Genomic DNA, 16,268 nt, shown 5'->3' on the forward strand with positions numbered 1-16,268 from the left:
ACAGCACTTACTTCGGGGGGATCATCGCAAAAATTTCACCGCTTTCAAAAATACGGATCACTTCATCGAGCCATTCATAATAACCTAGCGCATAATTGACTTTTTCAAGATCATGATGAAGTACGTCGATAAGATAGGGATCCTCCGCTTCCTCCAAAAACGCTTCAAATTCCTCTTTGGCGCGGCGGGCCGCTTTCTGATTATTGTCCGCCGCCTCCCGCCACCGGTTCACAAAGACGGAGGTGAACGATTGATACCAGTCATCGTGGGACTGGTACAAATCCTTCCGGACCCCTTTTTCCCACACCCGTTCGACCATATCTGCATCCATGAGGGCCCGTATTCCTGTACTCATACTCATTTTACTCATGCCGAGTGCTTCGCTCATATCATCGAGTGTCATGGGACGCTCGGCAAACAAAACGGTGCCGTACAGGCGTCCATTCGTATCGGAAACGCCGTATAAGCCCATGTTCTGGGCAATTGTGGCAATGAACTGGTGTCTCGCTTCGTCCAGCTTGTCCTGAATGTTTTTTTGTTCCCTTTCCATACGGGGCCCCCTTTTTGCATGTATGTTTAAAGTTTAGCAAACTGCTGAACAATAAAAAAATTGAATATTCGATCGTTAGACCTTTTAAACAGCAGATAATGATAGATATAAGTATATAATGTATGTACAGTATATACTTTACGGCTAAAACAGCCCCATATGGCATGATAAAAGTTTTGTAACTTTTAGCCTAATAATATATAGTGAAAGAGTGATAACAAATATAGAGACAGACATAGTAAACGAGGTGTGAAACGTTGGCGAAGATACAAGTGGAAAACTTAACCAAGGTCTTCGGAAAACGCCCAGGCCGTGCGATTAAACTGCTGGAGCAGGGAAAATCGAAGGATGAAATTCTTGAAGAAACCGGCTGCACGGTCGGCGTGAACCGGAGCAATTTCTCGGTGGAAGCCGGAGAAATTTTTGTTATCATGGGACTTTCTGGAAGTGGAAAATCGACGCTCGTGCGACTTCTGAACCGGTTAATTGATCCGACCGAAGGAAGCGTCTGGGTGGACGGGGATGATCTGGCCCGTATGGATGACAAAGGGCTCAGGAAGGTACGCCGGGAAAAAATGAGCATGGTTTTCCAACAATTCGGACTATTTCCCTTCCGGACGATTCTCGATAACGTGGCGTACGGCCTGGAAATTCAGGGGCTCGAGGAGCAGGAAAAAAAGAAAAAAGCAGATGAAGCCCTGCAGCTGGTCGGTCTTGGCGGCTACGGCAACATGTATCCGGATGAGCTGTCCGGCGGGATGCAGCAGCGCGTCGGTCTGGCCAGGGCACTGGCCGCAGACACGGACATTCTGCTGATGGATGAAGCCTTCTCGGCACTCGACCCGCTGATCCGCAAGGAAATGCAGGATGAGCTGCTCGAGCTGCAGGGCCGGATGAAAAAGACCATCGTGTTTATTACCCACGATCTGGATGAAGCGCTCCGGCTCGGCGACCGTATTACGATTATGAAAGACGGGCGGGTTGTTCAGATTGGCACGCCGGAGGATATTCTTCAGCACCCGGCTGATGACTACGTTGCCAAATTCGTGGAAGATGTGGACCGCTCCAAGGTATTTACCGCAGAAGCCGTCATGAAGCGGCCGGAGGTACTGACGATCGATAAGGACGGGCCGCGGGTGGCCCTGCAGCGCATGAAAAAGGAAGGCATTTCGAGCCTGTATGTAACCAATAAAGACCGGACACTGCTCGGAATTGTCCACGCCGATGAAGTATCGGAATTGGCAGAGCAGGGATCCGAAGACATTCGGAGCGTACTGCATGAAGATGTACCGACAGTTCAAAAGGATACGGTGGTTAAGGAAATGATCGAGCTGCTTACATACAAAAACACACCAGTAGCCGTCGTAGATGAAGAAAACAAAATTGTCGGCATTGTTGTAAGAGGCTCCGTGATGGCACTGCTTTCCGGCAAGGAGGTGTCGGCCGTTGAGTAACATGACGCCACTGCCGCTTGCTGCCTGGATTGATGCGTTTGTCGAATGGCTGACCCAGGCGGAATTTATTTTTGGCCCCCTTACGGACTTTATTGGCTATATCATCAGCGGCTTTGAATGGTTTTTCGGCATCTTTCCGCCGTGGCTGCTGCTCCTGATTATGGTCGGGTTAACGTTCTGGTTTGCCGGACGGAAAATCGGGCTGACGGTGTTTGTCCTGCTCGGGCTGCTCCTGATCTGGAACCTGGGCTACTGGGAGGACATGGTGCTGACGCTTGCGATTGTGCTGACCGCCGGAGTGATTTCCATTGTGATCGGAGTGCCGGTCGGCATCTGGATGTCGCGGAGCCCGGTGGTTGAGGGCACCATCAAGCCGGTGCTCGACTTTATGCAGACGATGCCCGCCTTTGTGTACCTGATCCCGGCCGTTGCCTTTTTCGGCATCGGGATGGTGCCGGGCGTCGTCGCCTCGGTCATCTTTGCGATGCCGCCGACAATCCGTTTTACGAATCTGGGAATCAGGCAGGTGCCGACCGAAATCATTGAAGCCTCGGAGGCCTTCGGGTCGACGGGCAACCAGAAGCTGTTCAAGGTGCAGCTGCCGATGGCGAAAACGACGATTATGGCCGGGATTAACCAGACGATCATGCTGGCACTGTCAATGGTCGTCATTGCCTCGATGATCGGGGCGGACGGTCTCGGAACGGCCGTGTACTTTGCAGTTGGCAGAAACGACGTCGGCGGCGGCTTTGAAGCCGGGCTTGCGATCGTAATTGTGGCGATCATTCTCGACCGGCTGACGCAGGGCATTGGAGCAAGTAAACGAAAATAGGTATACCTCCCGGAAAAGGGAGTAACCATACAATTAAGAACAAAAGGGGAGTAATTCACATGGAAAAATTATGGAAAAAAGCTGGTTTAGGCGCAGCCGGAATTTCAATGGCAGCAGTAATGACCGCATGCGGCGGTGGCGGCGGGGGTTCAGAAGAATCCGGCGGCTCCGACGATTCCGGATCGAGTGAAGAATCCTCTTCCGGCGGTGGTTTTGGTGAAGAAGTGGATTACACAATTACGGGTATCGATGCCGGTGCTGGTATTATGTCTCAAAGTCAGCAGGCCATCGAAGATTACGGCCTCAGCAACTGGGACCTGCAACAGAGTTCCGGTGCGGCGATGACGAGTGCACTTGGCGATGCAATTGAAAATGAAGAGCCGATTATCGTTACCGGCTGGACGCCGCACTGGAAATTTGCGGAATATGATCTGAAATATCTGGAGGATCCGGAAGGCTCCTTCGGGGACGGGGACGATATTCATACCGTCGTACGTCAGGGACTTGAAGAGGATATGCCGGGAGCATATCAATTCCTCGATCAGTTCCAGTGGGAAGCAGAAAACATGGAAGAGATTATGGTAGAAATTCAGGATGGCACCGAGCCGGCTGAAGCCGCTGCTACATGGGTGGATGAAAACGAAGATATGGTATCTGAATGGACCGACGGCGTGGAAGAGGTCGACGGCGAAGCAATTGAACTCGTTTACGTTGCCTGGGACTCTGAAATTGCTTCCACCAACGTGGTCGGAGAAGTACTTACCGATCTTGGCTACGATGTAACGTTAACGCAGCTTGAAGCTGGACCAATGTTTGCGGCTGTTGCTGACGGCGAAGCAGACGGCATGGTTGCCGGCTGGTTCCCGAATACACACGCAAGCCAGATGGAAGAATACGGCGATGACTATGAAGATCTTGGTGCGAACCTCGAAGGTGCTATTACCGGCCTGGTCGTTCCGGAATACATGGACATTGATTCCATTGAAGACCTTGAAGCAGAGGAATAAGTATAACGATAAGCCGGAGCTCTCAGGAGCTTCGGTTTTATTTTTGTCTTCATACATACCAAATGCCCGCAGGCATCTGCCTGCGGACATCGGGAAGTGGCACAATTATGAACCGGGCCGGCAGATACTGCCGGCTTCGAATGGTCCAATAATCGAGGTATGGGGTGGGGTAGTAATGGTATACCCGTTTTCCCCCGATTTAACCTGCCTAATTGTAAAAATATAAAAATCCCGCTGATGGAAAGCGGGATTCGATTTATTCTGTACCGAAATATTGTTTTGCTTTTTCTAGATACGGTTCTGTTTCCGGTGTCAGTTCAGTATCCTCTATAATGGCTTCTACTGGACAAACAACTACACAGGCACCACAGTCGATACAGACGTCAGGATCAATATAAAATTGCTCTTTTCCTTCTTCAATACAGTCTACAGGACAAACATCCACGCATTCCCCTGCTTTTTCCTCTATACATGGCGATGTAATGACGAATGCCATCTTGGTTCACCTCTTTTCAAAGTATTTCAAGAGATTTATGATTACGCGCCGAAAAACTGTCTCTCCATTGAAGAAAGCCAGCGCCTAGTAAGAAACCTCTCTTTCTCTAGTGTAAAACATATAGTGTTCCTTTACAATTACCTGGCGATAAGTATAATAGGTTGTGAGTCTAAAATTGATTAAACATATTAAAATACTATGAATTATAAAAAAGGGGAGGTGACGGCGTGTCCTGGGAGATTGTATGGGTGCTGATTATCGTATTGGCGATGATTGGGGCGTTGATGAAAGAAATAGCTCGGCCGGGTATTATTTTTTTATTCGTTCTTTCTCTGCTGCTTATCACAGGGATCATTACACCACAACAGGGGCTGAAGGGGTTTGCCAACCAGGGCATGCTGACCGTAGGCCTTCTTTGTATTGTTGCAGGTGCTGTCCAGCAGACCGGCATCGTGGACCGGTTCGTTGAAGGGGTGCTGAGTAAAGGGCGCACCCCGAGAGGGTCGCTAATGAAAATGCTCGTTCCCTCGGCGCTGATGAGTGGTTTTCTGAATAACACGCCGATCGTAGCGACATTTTCGCCGCTTGTGAAACGGTGGTGCGAGAAATATGATCTGGCGCCGTCCAAATTTCTGCTTCCCTTATCCTATGCCACAATTATCGGCGGCACGATTACACTGATAGGAACGTCCACCAACCTTGTCGTGCACGGGCTCCTGCTGGAACGGGGATACGCGGGGTTTCATTTTTTTCAGCTCGCATTAATAGGCATACCCGCAACAATTGCTGTCACTATTTTTATCTTAACGATTGGTATAAAGATTCTGCCGGACCGGAAGCCGCCGCTGTTTTATCAGAAGGAAGGGCGCCGGAAATATATGCTCAAGCTCGAAATCACTCCGGGCTATAAGCATGTCGGAGACACGCTGAAGCGGGCGGGTTTTATTAATGATCCGTCGCTGCAGCTGCTGGCCTTACTGCCAAATGGGGAGGCAGAAAGCAGGGAAGCCGGCGAACACCACATTCTGGAGCCGGGCGATTGTCTGGTAGTATACGGAGACCTCACTCAAATAGCGATGCTCGAAAATACGGACGGTCTCAATATTAGAACAGAAACGAGTGAAAACAAAACGGCTGAAGAGCCGGGTGACCGCAAGCTGATGGAAGTCATGGTAACCCACTACTCCAACATTTTATTTACGAAGCTGAAGGACATTTTCTTTGACCAGCGGTTTGATGCTGCGATTATCGGCATTCATCGTTATGATGAGAGCTATTCGCCGGAAATGAAAGAAATGGTGGTAAAGCCCGGGGACACCCTGCTGCTTCTGGCCGGACCGGAATTTGAACAAAGAACGAGCTCTCATAATGATTTTCATGTCCTGAAAAACAGCGTAAATCCTTTTTTGAAGGGACCGAGGTGGAAAAGCTGGCTGCCACTCGTCATGATGATGCTCATGGTGGGCCTGGCTGCCCTGCAGATTATTCCTATTTTCTATGCAGCGCTGATCGCTGTCGCCGGGCTGCTCCTCACAGGATCGCTTTCGCTGACTGATGCTCACCGGTATCTTCCATATGAAGTGCTGATTGTCATTGCTGCTGCCTTCGGGCTCGGAGAAGCTATGATGAGTACGGGAGCCGCCCCGCTTCTTGCGGAGCGGATGATTGACTGGTTTATGCCGTTCGGAGTGCTCGGGGTGTTTACAGCCCTGTACGTGCTGACAAATGTGTTTACCGAAGTGGTAACCAACAATGCGGCGGCCATCGTCATGCTTCCGGTGGCACTCGAAACAGCGGATATTTTATCTGTCTCTCCACTCGCGGCTGCGGTCATTGTCGCGATTGCAGCGTCCGCGAGCTTTATTACGCCGATCGGCTACCAGACGAATTTATTTGTATATACGCAGGGCGGCTACCGGTTCACGGATTTTATGAAAATCGGCGTGCCGGTGAGTCTGATTGTTATGGTCATTACGATCAGTATTACATGGACGGTCTGGGGTTAAAAGCTGGAAAAGCGCCGGCAGGTTTTTTATACTAAAAATAAAGAAGAAAGAAGGTAAGCACCTTGGAAATACGTGCGGAAGGTCTGTTTGCGCATAAATGGCTGTTTGCACTGCCGCTTGCAGGTGCTGTACTGATCATTCTCATTTCAACCTCCATGCCGTACGAGCAGCAGGACATTCGCCCATGGCTCGGGTACATCCCGTTTGAGCTGCTGCAGCCTTATGTGTCCGTCCCATCTTTTTCCTATGGCGGGGATCCGGTAAGTATAGCTGCCTCCGGCGTGGAAGGCTATGTGGAATTTTTTATCCGGAAGGCAAGCCACGTGTTTATGTTCACCGCCATATTTCTGGCGGCTCTGCTCGCAGTGTACCCGTACCGATTCCCGTTTTGGGGGAAGCTTGCAGGGGCCTACGGGTTTGTATTTATGTTTGCGATGCTTGACGAATTCCGGCAGCATTTCAGCCCGGACAGGCACGGCATGTGGCAGGACGTTGTCCTCGACATGACCGGGGTGTCCGCGGCGGCGGTGATTGTTGTTTTGGGCTGGCTGTGGAGATACGGCTCGCGGTTTATGTAAAGAGACCCCTGCAGAGGAGTGCGGGGGTCCCTGTTTTTAATAGAGGGAATAAATCGGGGAAGATAATACGGGGAGAAAGGCTGCTACATGCCGGCAGGAAATGGCTCTGTGTTTAAGCCGATGCTTTCCGGTGGGGCGTCTGTAGCGCTGTTTTGCAGCTTTAAAAAGCGGACGTCTTCAGCGTTTACCTCAACTACCTGTACACGCTTATTGTCCTTGTTGTCGTACAGCCGGGTATTAATTCTTCCTTTCACGCCGACCATAGCGCCTTTATGGCAGTATTCGCACGTCGTTTCCGCCTGGCGCCGCCATACGGTGACAGGCACAAAATCGGCGTCGTATTCCCCTTCCTGGTTACGAAAGGATCGCTGGACCGCAAGGGTAAAGTTGCATACCGGGGTCCCGTCTTTCGTATAGGTTAATTCGGGATCGCGGGTAAATCTGCCGACAAGCGTCACCTGGTTAAACATGTAATCACTCCTGAATAGTTAGTGGGTCTGGGTTACAGACGTGTGGTATAAAAATCGGTGAAAGTATTCATGTCTTGGAGAAGGAAAAAATGCAAGGGTACGTTCGAGGGATAAAAAGGGGTGTCTCGGGGCGTATTCAGGCTGCGGCGCAAGATAGTCGCGTGCGCTGCACCACCGGTACGTTCCGGGATAGGGATGGTCCAGCTTCTCAGAGGGAAGCAGGTGTATCCGGCGGCTCTGTTCAAAAAAGGACGTTTCGTCCGGAAGAAGTTCGGAATAGTAACGGGCCTGGAAGACAGGGCCGCTGGTTTCGTAGTGGCGACGGTAGTGCATGGCGTAGGACGCATGCAGCTCCCGCATAATAGTGGAGATGGAGACGTACGTGGACTCGGCCAGCAGATGAATGCTGTTTGGAAGCAGACAGTAGGCGTGAAGGTCGAGCTTTGTGGTGTTGATTACTTTGGCTAATAAGTATACGTATTGTTTATAGTCTTTTTCACTGGGAAACAACGTGCGGCTGGAAGCCCCGGCTGCAGTAATGTAATAGACGGTGCCTGGAAACCAAAGGCGTTCTTCCCGGGGCACGGGCATACACCTCTTTCGGGTAATAGTTTATAGGGAATGTTTCACCAAGAGGTGGGGGGTTGGTGAAAAAAGGCCGCAAACAGGGCCCGGGGAGCAGAAAAAAACGCGGTTGCGCCTCCTTTCATGGTAGAATATAAATACTATACCATATATTCCAACAAAAGGAAGAAGCAGAATGTGACAACACTTTGGGAGTCCTGACCCCGCTTTTGGAAAATTTAAGCAGGCTGATTTTGTTTCATGTATTTGTATTTCCTATTCATTATGGTATGTTGAATACAGCTTGATTTGTCTTGTATTTGACATGCGTGCAGGGCACGCAGCACAGTTATCAAGGAGGAAAAAAGATGAAAGTACGTAAAGCAATTATTCCGGCTGCAGGGCTTGGAACGCGTTTTCTGCCGGCGACAAAGGCACAGCCGAAGGAAATGCTTCCGATCGTGGACAAACCCACTATTCAATACATAGTAGAAGAAGCGATTGCGGCCGGCATTGAAGACATTATTATCGTAAGCGGGCGCGGCAAGCGTGCGATCGAGGATCATTTCGACGTTTCGTACGAGCTTGAACAGACGCTTGAAAAGAAAAACAAAACAAAGCAGCTCGAGGAAGTCCAGCAAATTTCCAATATGGCTAACATTCACTATATCCGTCAGAAAGAGCCAAAGGGTCTCGGCCACGCCATCTGGTGTGCCCACCGTTTTATCGGAGATGAGCCGTTTGCCGTTCTGCTTGGTGACGATATTGTGCATTCGGACGAGCCGTGCATGAAGCAGCTCACAGACGTCTTTGATAAGTACCAGAGCTCGGTCGTCGGTGTCCAGCAGGTGCCGGACCAGGACGTTTCCAAATACGGTATCATCGACCCAAAAAGCGAAGAAGAACCCGGGGTGCACAAAGTCCAGGGCTTAAAGGAAAAGCCGGACCTTGCGGACGCGCCGTCGAACTACGCGGTGATGGGGCGCTACGTGCTGACACCGGAAATCTTCGACATTCTCGAAACGCTGCCGCCGGGCTCCGGCAATGAGATTCAGCTGACAGATGCGATTACGAAGCTAAATGAAAGCCAGGACGTGCTGGCGTATGAATTTGACGGTGTCCGCTACGATGTCGGCGATAAGTTCGGCTTTGTTAAAGCGACGATCGATTTCGCACTCGACCGCGAAGACCTGCGTGAACCACTTGAGGATTACCTGCAGAACAATATTCTGCAAACGGATAAAAAGTAATTATACTAGACGAAATGTCCGGCGGGCGCTGTCCCGGCGGATTTTTTGCGTAAAAAAGAGCCCGCACGGGGCTCCTTCGTTACGCGTTATCTTCGTTCTGTTTCTTTTTAATCGGATATGCTCTCCATTTAGAAAGATCGATCTCTTCTTTTTTCAGCAGGCGTTGTGGAAAGACAAAAGTCCATGGCCGGCTTGAGAACGGCTGAACGGCAAAATTGTCGAGCTTAAACCCGCCGCGGGCGATAACTTCTTCGTGCGCATCCTCCACCTGCAGCGGCACGTTGTCGAGCTTGAGCTCGTTGTTGCCTCCGTTGCGGATGAGAAGAGTCACGTGCAGGTCGCCATTCTCCGACTGCACAGCACGCATGCCCATAAAGTTGACCTCGCCGGGACGCGGTGGTTTCATGTCGCGGATCATGTCCTTCAGCTTGTCCACCTGCTGGTCGCTGAGCGCGTTTTTCCAGCTGTCGGCAAGATCGAGATGGTGTTCGCGCTTTGGTTTTTCCACGTGAAAGCCGATTTTCCATCCGTCTTTAGGAAATTCCTGCTGAAGCTGTTCCTTGGGCGCGAAATAAAAGTTCCACGGCCGGGCGCTTCTTGGCGGAATGTCGCCGACTCCGCTTAAATCTACTTTCTTTTTCGCGATGACCCGGTTGTCATTACTCATCAGGAGGACCGTGGACTGCTTCAACCGGATGGCTTTTTCTGCGCCGTTGCGGATAAAGGCGGTGACAAGCATCAGCCCGTTTTCATCCCGCTGCGCGCTTATGCCGGAAAGCGCCACCTGTCCGGGCTTCAGGCGGGGCGCTTCCCCGTTTAAAAAGCGCAGGTAGTATTCATCCTCTTCCGGAATTTCGGCTTCCGGGTGCAGGCTGAGAGTCGTTTCTACGGTGCGCCCACTGTCATCGTGTGCTTCGTCTATGGTTTCCTCATCAGCCGGGGTTTGTTCTGCCAGTTCTTCTGGTTTAACAGCGTCACCCTGGGATGATTGCTTTTTTTTACCGAATAAAGCCATACTTTTTCACCCTTTTATAAATGTCATAGTTATAAAGTTCGTTATATAAATATACCAACGTTAAAGATAGTCTGTACGTCCTTTTAGTATATCATTCTGGCGGAGGACTTTTAAGGGAAATCTCCAAATGCAAGTTAATATTCCCCCGGGCCTTTTTCCTGTACAATTACTATATATAAGTAAAGCTGATTATAAATGAACAAATAGAGGAGTTATGCACATGAAGGGTCTGATCGGCGCGTCGGTGTTAGTGGCTCTGGTGGCAGCGTTCATAGTTTACAGCCCGGCGGATTCTTCCTGGAGTGGGGTAAAGGAGCGTCTCGAAGAAGCTGGCGGCACAACGTACGAAGAAACGGACACGCAGGGCGAAAGAATGGCGCTGTTTTTATCCAACCTGCTCGGTGAAAATCTGCAGGCGGATGAAAGCAGCGGGGGCGCTCCGGAGCAAGGAACCGTAGACACGGAGGTGCCTGAAGGAACGGGAGACTGGGAGGTTGCAGGTGTAAGCCTTGGAGACAGCCTTGAAGAAGTGGAAGCGGCACGCGGGGAAGCGAAGGACGTGCAGGCCGGCAGCTATTCGTTCGACTGGCATATTTATTACGACGACGATTATGAGCAGTATGCCCAGTACGGGATTGAGGATGGGCGCGTGGTGGCGCTTTATTCCAACCAGCAGACGTGGCAGGACGATGAAGGAAACGGCTGGGGCACCGGGCGCAGCGTGATCCAGGATACGTACGGAGAATCGATGGAAACGGTAACCCGCGGAAACATCCGCACGGAAACGAATGAACAGCAGCAGGGTGTCTACGAGGTGGAGGAAGGCTATGCGACCTTTTTCTACGACGTCCATGAGGAAAACAGGGTGAATGCCCTGCTTCTGGTGGATAAAGAGGTAGAGAGACGTTCTTCGTTTTATGCTGAAGAGTCTGAAGAAGCGGGGGAGTCGTATGAGCGGCTTGTATGGCATCTAACCAATGCCCAGCGTGTGCAGCTCGGCCGGGACACGCTCGCCTACAATGAGCCGGTGGCAGCTGTGGCAGAAAAGCACAGTGAAAACATGGCTGACAATCAGTTTTTCGACCATGTCAATCCGGAAGGGCAGTCTCCGTTTGACCGCCTGGAAAGTGACGGTATCCGATACGTGCAGGCTGCCGAAAACATTGCTTCGGGTCAGCGCTCGCCGCTGTATGCGACGGCCGGATGGATGAATTCGTACGAAGGACACCGCGAAGCGATGCTCGGCAATTACGACGGGCTCGGCGTTGGTGTAGCATTTGACGATGAGAACCGTCCGTTTTATACGCAGAATTTTGTTAGTCCAAGCAGGGAGTGATAGATGAATGCCGGCAAATATAGTGGTTGTGGGAAGCATTAACATGGGTCTGGTCACAACAGCAGAACGCATGCCTTCCCGGGGAGAGACGATCCTCGGGGAAGGCTTTCATACATATTTTGGCGGAAAAGGGGCCAATCAGGCGGTGGCCGCTGCCCGTCTCGGCGCCCGGGTGTCGATGGTGGGAGCGGTTGGAAGCGATGCTTTCGGAACAGAATATTTGGAGTACCTGCAAGCCGAAGGCATCAATACCGGGCACGTCCGCACGCGGCCGGGCCTTTCGAGCGGTGTTGCCACAATTATTGTATCTGAAGGAGACAATTGCATTATTGTAACGCCGGGGGCGAACGCTACTGTTAGTCCCGATGACATCGAAAAAAGCCGTTCGCTCCTGAGAGAGGCAGACGCAGTGCTCGTACAGCTTGAGATTCCGGCACCAGCGGTGGAAAAGGTGCTTCAGACCGCCGAAGAGGAGCAGACGCCGGTTATTTTAAACCCGGCGCCCATGCAGCCGCTCGCCCCGGCGTGCTGGGGTAAAGCCGCCTATCTGACACCGAACGAGCAGGAATTTGAACGACTGCAAAGCGAGTACCCGGCGATTGCCGGCCGCCGTGAAAATGTAGTGGTGACAAAGGGAGCAGCGGGAGTATCGGTCTTTCGTGCAGACGGCACGGAGGAGGTCATTCCAGTTCGGACGGCAGATGTGCGCGACACGACGGGGGCCGGTGATACGTTTAACGGGGCGTTTGCGACAGCCGTGGCTGAAAGGATGTCTCTTGAAGATGCCTGCCGGTTTGCCAACGCTGCCTCAGCGATTTCTGTCGAAAAAGCAGGAGCACAGACCGGTATGCCGCTACGTGCACAGATCGAAGACCGGGACCTTTAACATGTATGCAGAAGTGAATGTAGAATAATTGGTAAAATATGATACAATAAAAACTGATTAATCACGCTTAAACGGTAAGCGCACATTCACGTGTATATTAAAGTACGAAAATACATAAATTAAAGGTTGGGAAAACGTATGAAGCTAACAGTAGTAGGTACTGGCTATGTCGGCCTTGTATCAGGCACAAGCTTTGCAGAGCTTGGCAATGACGTAATCTGTGTGGACAAAATTCCAGAGAAGGTGGACCGGCTGAATAACGGGGAGATCCCGATTTATGAGCCGGGTCTGAAGGAATTAGTGGACTCCAACCGTGCAGCCGGACGTCTGCAGTTCACCACAGAGCTCCGTCCCGCCGTCCAGGCGTCAGACGTGGTTGTTATTGCCGTCGGCACCCCGGAATCGGAAACAGGAGCTGCCAACATGTCCTACGTGTACGGCGTAGCGGATGAAATCGGGGAAGCGGTGAATGATGATAAATTCCGCGTGGTGGTGAATAAATCGACCGTGCCGGTGGGTACCGCAGACCGCGTACGCTCGCTGATTGCGGACAAAAATCCGGATGCCCAGGTCGAAGTATGCTCCGTACCGGAATTTCTCCGGGAGGGATCAGCTGTTAAGGATACATTCAATCCTGACCGCGTTATTATCGGCACCAATTCCAACAAAGCAGCGGACATTTTAACAGAGCTGCATCAGCCGCTCACAGACAACATTGTCGTGACGGATCCTCGCAGCTCTGAAATGATCAAATATGCCTCCAATGCCTTTCTTGCTACGAAGATCTCTTTTGTGAACGAAGTGGCGAACATCTGCGATTACTACGGGGCAGATATTAACGCGGTTACACGTGGAATGGGAATGGACAACCGGATCGGGCCGAAGTTTTTGAACGCGGGCATCGGCTACGGGGGCTCCTGCTTCCCGAAAGATGTGAAGGCAATCAAACACCTGGCGGAGGTTAAAGGCTATTATCCGCAGCTGCTGCAGGCTGTAAACGACGTGAACGAAAAGCAGAGCCTGCGCATGGTGGACCATCTGAATGTAATTTTTAACGAAGACATTCGCAATATTACGGTGGCGCTTCTTGGCCTGGCGTTCAAGCCGAACACAGACGATATGCGGGAAGCCCCGTCGCTGAAAATTATCCGTTCGCTTCAGGAATACGGTGTGAAGGTGCGTGCCTTTGACCCGGTAGCAGAGGATAATGCCAAACAGCTGCTCGAGGGAGACATCTACTTCGCGGAAAATGCGCTCGATGCCTGCGAAGGTGCAGATGCCGCGATGCTTGTAACAGAGTGGGATGAATGCCTGCAGGTGACACCGGAGAAATTAAAAAGCATCATGAACAAGCCGGTCATGATTGACGGCCGAAATGCATTTGAAGCAAAAGAATTTAAGGAAGCCGGCTTTATTTATCACGGTATCGGCCGGAAATAGTTATAGAAAAGCCCGGAAGGAGTAGATTCTCCTTCCGGGCTTTTTTTATGCGTTTAAGCTTGAGTTTACGGTGTTGTTTCCTCGTAGCTTTCTTCCTCAGCTGGAGCTTCTTCGTACGACTCCTCTTCGGCCGGTACTTCTTCTTGCGTTGCAGGTTCTTCGTAGGATTCCTCAGCCGGCGCCTCTTCTTCCGCAGGCGGCTCCTCATAGGATTCCTCGACCGGCGCTTCTTCTTCCGCAGGCGGCTCCTCATAGGATTCTTCGGCCGGCGCTTCTTCCTCGGCAGCCGGCTCCTCGTAGGATTCTTCGGCTGGCGCTTCTTCTTCAGCGGCCGGTTCCTCAGCCGGTGCTTCAGTGTTCACCTGCGTACCAGGGAGGGCCAGCGGCTCCTCTGAAGCCGGGAGATCGAGCTGCTCACGCAGGTTGTTGGACGTTTCGAGCGTCGCCTCCGGGTTAAGCTGATAGTAATAGAGGCCGTTGATCGTCGTGTCCGAGCCCTGCAGCTGGCTGGAATCAATTTCGTTTAATGAATCGGCGTACTGCTGCAGGGCGATCATGTTACCGAACGTGAAGTTGGTGCTGACATTTTCGCTGACACTGTCAAAGACGTCATCATAATTGTCGATGGACTCAATGGACCCGGCTTTTTTTATTAGGCTCTCAAGCACTTCCTGCTGACGTTCCCCGCGCCCGAGGTCGCCCCGTGGGTCCTCTTTTCTCATCCGTACGTATTTCAGTGCTTCTTCACCGTTCAGCGTTGCGGGTCCTTCTTTAAACTCTGTGCCTTCCTCCGAGAAATCGAACGGGACGTCGACGTCGACGCCATCGAGATCGTTAATAATGTCGGTAAAGGCCGCAAAATCTGATTTTACATAATAGTCGATCGGGATGTTCAGTGTATTTTCGACAGTTTGGACGGCCAGGTCGGTACCGCCAAAAGCATTGGCGTGCGCGATTTTGTCTTCGCCGTTTCCTTCAATATTTACGAGCGAGTCCCTCGGGATGCTCACCAGCTTCACTTTTTTGGAGTCCTTGTTGAATGTACCGACGACCATCGCGTCGGAGCGTCCGTCCATGGATCCGTCTTCACGGTCATCCACTCCAAGGAATAAAACCGAAAAGCTGTCCTCCGACGGATCGACGGCCTGGTCCCGCATGTCCGATTTTTCCCCGCGTTCTAGTTCTTCCTCTGTATCAGCGGAGACGCTGTTCAGCTGCTGGAGAAAGTAAGCGGAAGCTCCTCCGGCAAGCAGAAGAAAAAGTAAAGCAACGATAGCTGTGGTTTTCCAGATGAAGGCTTTCTTTCTTCTTTTCCGAAGGTTTCTCCGTTGAGACGTTGAGCTTGGCATGTCGGCACTTCTCCTTTAGATTGTATAATGATCGTGGCATAGAAAACGTCCAAAAGCGTCTGCGGACACGCTGTTATATAAAAATCAGCTAAAATGGGAGCATTTTGAAAAACATTGTATTCTTTCATTGTAGCCGAGGCAGAAACGATAGTAAACAAAATATACACCCGGAACGAAAACTATTTCCCTGCCGTAAACGTATTACCGGGGAAATAAATGAAAGGACTACGAGGGCTCATCGGTTTCCACGAAGGCCTGTTTTCCTTCTTCTATGCCGGCCTGCCCGCTGCTTATATTTACAAGCCACTCCCGGCAGGCCTCTGCCTCTTCCACTGGTGTATAAAGATGAAGCTTCACCTGCTCTTCGTAGTCAATGGAATCAAGAATATAAGAGGACTGCCGGGCTTCGTATTCGAGCTTGCCGAGCAGGCTGTAGTCAGCGGAGACCACGAGCTCCTGCATCAAGGTACGGCGCACGATTCCGACATGGTTCAGCGCCTCGGAAACCGAGGAGCCATAGGCCCGGATCAGGCCGCCGGCGCCAAGCTTGATACCGCCGAAATAGCGGGTGACAACAACTACGGTGTCTTTGAGCTCCCGTTTTTTCAGCACCTCGAGCATCGGTACGCCGGCGGTGCCATTCGGCTCGCCGTCATCATTGGCTTTTTGAATATGGTCCTGCTCGCCGATCAAATACGCCGAACAGTTGTGGGCGGCGTTCCAGTGCTCTTTTTTTATTTGCTCAATGAACGAATGAGCGGTTACTTCGTCTGCTGCGCGGGTAATATGAGTAATAAAGCGCGATTTATTTATGGTAAATTCATGATCTCCGCTTTGTTTGATGGTACGATATGAAGTAAGCATACGGTAACATTCCTCCTAGGTAATGTCATTACCGTATAATATGATTGTAATGGTTGCAACATTTTGGCCAGTATATAACAGGAAATGGGCGAAAACGAAACAAAATAAGCGTTAAATATGTAAATTTGTGATTTTTCATTACATAGCGGAATAGGTCCAAAAGAATATGCT

The 16,268-nt window shown here is 51.0% G+C and carries 16 protein-coding genes; 9 read left to right on the forward strand and 7 right to left on the reverse strand.

The window, feature by feature from the left end:
- Positions 1-7 precede the first annotated feature (7 nt).
- Complete coding sequence (locus tag G548_RS0106620) at positions 8-550, reverse strand: GbsR/MarR family transcriptional regulator (protein ID WP_022793370.1); 543 nt, start codon at positions 548-550, stop codon at positions 8-10.
- 257 nt (positions 551-807) lie between these two features.
- On the opposite strand from G548_RS0106620, the gene G548_RS0106625 reads away from it, so the two are divergent.
- From G548_RS0106625 to G548_RS0106635, 3 genes are read left to right on the forward strand one after another with little or no spacing between them, the layout of a single operon-like run.
- The gene (locus tag G548_RS0106625) at positions 808-2,004 is read left to right on the forward strand and encodes a quaternary amine ABC transporter ATP-binding protein (RefSeq protein WP_022793371.1); all 1,197 of its coding nucleotides are present in this window, start codon (positions 808-810) and stop codon (positions 2,002-2,004) included.
- Complete coding sequence (locus G548_RS0106630) at positions 1,997-2,836, forward strand: ABC transporter permease (protein ID WP_022793372.1); 840 nt, start codon at positions 1,997-1,999, stop codon at positions 2,834-2,836. Before G548_RS0106625 ends, G548_RS0106630 begins: the two co-directional genes overlap by 8 nt.
- 59 nt (positions 2,837-2,895) lie before the next feature.
- A complete protein-coding gene (locus G548_RS0106635; protein ID WP_022793373.1) occupies positions 2,896-3,843 on the forward strand; it encodes a glycine betaine ABC transporter substrate-binding protein in 948 nt (315 codons plus the stop codon).
- A 256-nt stretch (positions 3,844-4,099) separates the two neighbouring features.
- Here G548_RS0106635 and G548_RS0106640 read toward each other — a convergent pair whose 3' ends face one another.
- Positions 4,100-4,339 carry a DUF362 domain-containing protein gene (locus G548_RS0106640; protein WP_022793374.1) on the reverse strand — a complete coding sequence of 80 codons (240 nt, stop codon included), beginning with the start codon at positions 4,337-4,339 and terminating at the stop codon, positions 4,100-4,102.
- A gap of 227 nt (positions 4,340-4,566) precedes the next feature.
- Here G548_RS0106640 and G548_RS0106645 point away from each other — a divergent pair, with 227 nt between their 5' ends.
- The gene (locus G548_RS0106645) at positions 4,567-6,345 is read left to right on the forward strand and encodes an SLC13 family permease (RefSeq protein WP_022793375.1); all 1,779 of its coding nucleotides are present in this window, start codon (positions 4,567-4,569) and stop codon (positions 6,343-6,345) included.
- Between the two features lie 62 nt (positions 6,346-6,407).
- Positions 6,408-6,923: a VanZ family protein gene (locus tag G548_RS17505; RefSeq protein WP_022793376.1), complete on the forward strand. Its 516-nt coding sequence runs from the start codon at positions 6,408-6,410 to the stop codon at positions 6,921-6,923.
- A gap of 83 nt (positions 6,924-7,006) precedes the next feature.
- On the opposite strand, the gene G548_RS17510 is transcribed toward G548_RS17505, so the two are convergent.
- Complete coding sequence (locus G548_RS17510) at positions 7,007-7,393, reverse strand: single-stranded DNA-binding protein (RefSeq protein ID WP_022793377.1); 387 nt, start codon at positions 7,391-7,393, stop codon at positions 7,007-7,009.
- A gap of 18 nt (positions 7,394-7,411) precedes the next feature.
- On the reverse strand, positions 7,412-7,978 hold the full coding sequence (locus tag G548_RS17515) for a transposase (protein ID WP_022793378.1): 567 nt from the start codon (positions 7,976-7,978) through the stop codon (positions 7,412-7,414).
- A gap of 347 nt (positions 7,979-8,325) precedes the next feature.
- Here G548_RS17515 and galU point away from each other — a divergent pair, with 347 nt between their 5' ends.
- Positions 8,326-9,207 (forward strand): UTP--glucose-1-phosphate uridylyltransferase GalU, encoded by an 882-nt coding sequence (gene galU, locus G548_RS0106665; RefSeq protein ID WP_022793379.1) that lies wholly within the window; start codon positions 8,326-8,328, stop codon positions 9,205-9,207.
- A gap of 79 nt (positions 9,208-9,286) precedes the next feature.
- Here galU and G548_RS0106670 read toward each other — a convergent pair whose 3' ends face one another.
- Positions 9,287-10,222, reverse strand: coding sequence for an accessory Sec system S-layer assembly protein (locus G548_RS0106670; RefSeq protein WP_022793380.1), 936 nt, complete (start codon positions 10,220-10,222; stop codon positions 9,287-9,289).
- A gap of 220 nt (positions 10,223-10,442) precedes the next feature.
- Here G548_RS0106670 and G548_RS17520 point away from each other — a divergent pair, with 220 nt between their 5' ends.
- The 3 genes from G548_RS17520 to G548_RS0106685 all read left to right on the forward strand — a co-directional run bounded on the left by G548_RS17520 (position 10,443) and on the right by G548_RS0106685 (position 13,884).
- Positions 10,443-11,558, forward strand: a complete 1,116-nt coding sequence (locus G548_RS17520) for a CAP domain-containing protein (RefSeq protein ID WP_022793381.1) — start codon at positions 10,443-10,445, stop codon at positions 11,556-11,558.
- Positions 11,559-11,565: 7 nt separating this feature from the next.
- Positions 11,566-12,444, forward strand: coding sequence for a ribokinase (rbsK, locus tag G548_RS0106680; protein ID WP_022793382.1), 879 nt, complete (start codon positions 11,566-11,568; stop codon positions 12,442-12,444).
- Positions 12,445-12,582: 138 nt separating this feature from the next.
- On the forward strand, positions 12,583-13,884 hold the full coding sequence (locus G548_RS0106685) for a UDP-glucose dehydrogenase family protein (RefSeq protein WP_022793383.1): 1,302 nt from the start codon (positions 12,583-12,585) through the stop codon (positions 13,882-13,884).
- A 65-nt stretch (positions 13,885-13,949) separates the two neighbouring features.
- Here the strand turns inward: G548_RS0106685 and G548_RS17525 are convergent, their stop codons facing one another.
- Both G548_RS17525 and G548_RS0106695 read right to left on the reverse strand, forming a co-directional pair.
- On the reverse strand, positions 13,950-15,233 hold the full coding sequence (locus tag G548_RS17525; RefSeq protein WP_022793384.1) for an LCP family protein: 1,284 nt from the start codon (positions 15,231-15,233) through the stop codon (positions 13,950-13,952).
- A 225-nt stretch (positions 15,234-15,458) separates the two neighbouring features.
- On the reverse strand, positions 15,459-16,097 hold the full coding sequence (locus G548_RS0106695; protein WP_022793385.1) for a YigZ family protein: 639 nt from the start codon (positions 16,095-16,097) through the stop codon (positions 15,459-15,461).
- Between the last annotated feature and the right edge of the window lie 171 nt (positions 16,098-16,268).

The organism is Marinococcus halotolerans DSM 16375, assembly GCF_000420725.1.
GTDB lineage: Bacteria > Bacillota > Bacilli > Bacillales > Marinococcaceae > Marinococcus > Marinococcus halotolerans.

Excerpts from the sequence above, each read along its gene's own strand:
- G548_RS0106620 (WP_022793370.1), bottom strand. The coding sequence starts at position 550 with ATGGAAAGGGAACAAAAAAACATTCAGGACAAGCTGGACGAAGCGAGA.
- G548_RS0106635 (WP_022793373.1), top strand. The coding sequence starts at position 2,896 with ATGGAAAAATTATGGAAAAAAGCTGGTTTAGGCGCAGCCGGAATTTCA.
- G548_RS0106640 (WP_022793374.1), bottom strand. The coding sequence starts at position 4,339 with ATGGCATTCGTCATTACATCGCCATGTATAGAGGAAAAAGCAGGGGAA.
- G548_RS17510 (WP_022793377.1), bottom strand. The coding sequence starts at position 7,393 with ATGTTTAACCAGGTGACGCTTGTCGGCAGATTTACCCGCGATCCCGAA.
- galU (WP_022793379.1), top strand. The coding sequence starts at position 8,326 with ATGAAAGTACGTAAAGCAATTATTCCGGCTGCAGGGCTTGGAACGCGT.
- G548_RS0106670 (WP_022793380.1), bottom strand. The coding sequence starts at position 10,222 with ATGGCTTTATTCGGTAAAAAAAAGCAATCATCCCAGGGTGACGCTGTT.
- G548_RS17520 (WP_022793381.1), top strand. The coding sequence starts at position 10,443 with ATGAAGGGTCTGATCGGCGCGTCGGTGTTAGTGGCTCTGGTGGCAGCG.
- rbsK (WP_022793382.1), top strand. The coding sequence starts at position 11,566 with ATGCCGGCAAATATAGTGGTTGTGGGAAGCATTAACATGGGTCTGGTC.
- G548_RS0106685 (WP_022793383.1), top strand. The coding sequence starts at position 12,583 with ATGAAGCTAACAGTAGTAGGTACTGGCTATGTCGGCCTTGTATCAGGC.
- G548_RS17525 (WP_022793384.1), bottom strand. The coding sequence starts at position 15,233 with ATGCCAAGCTCAACGTCTCAACGGAGAAACCTTCGGAAAAGAAGAAAG.
- G548_RS0106695 (WP_022793385.1), bottom strand. The coding sequence starts at position 16,097 with ATGCTTACTTCATATCGTACCATCAAACAAAGCGGAGATCATGAATTT.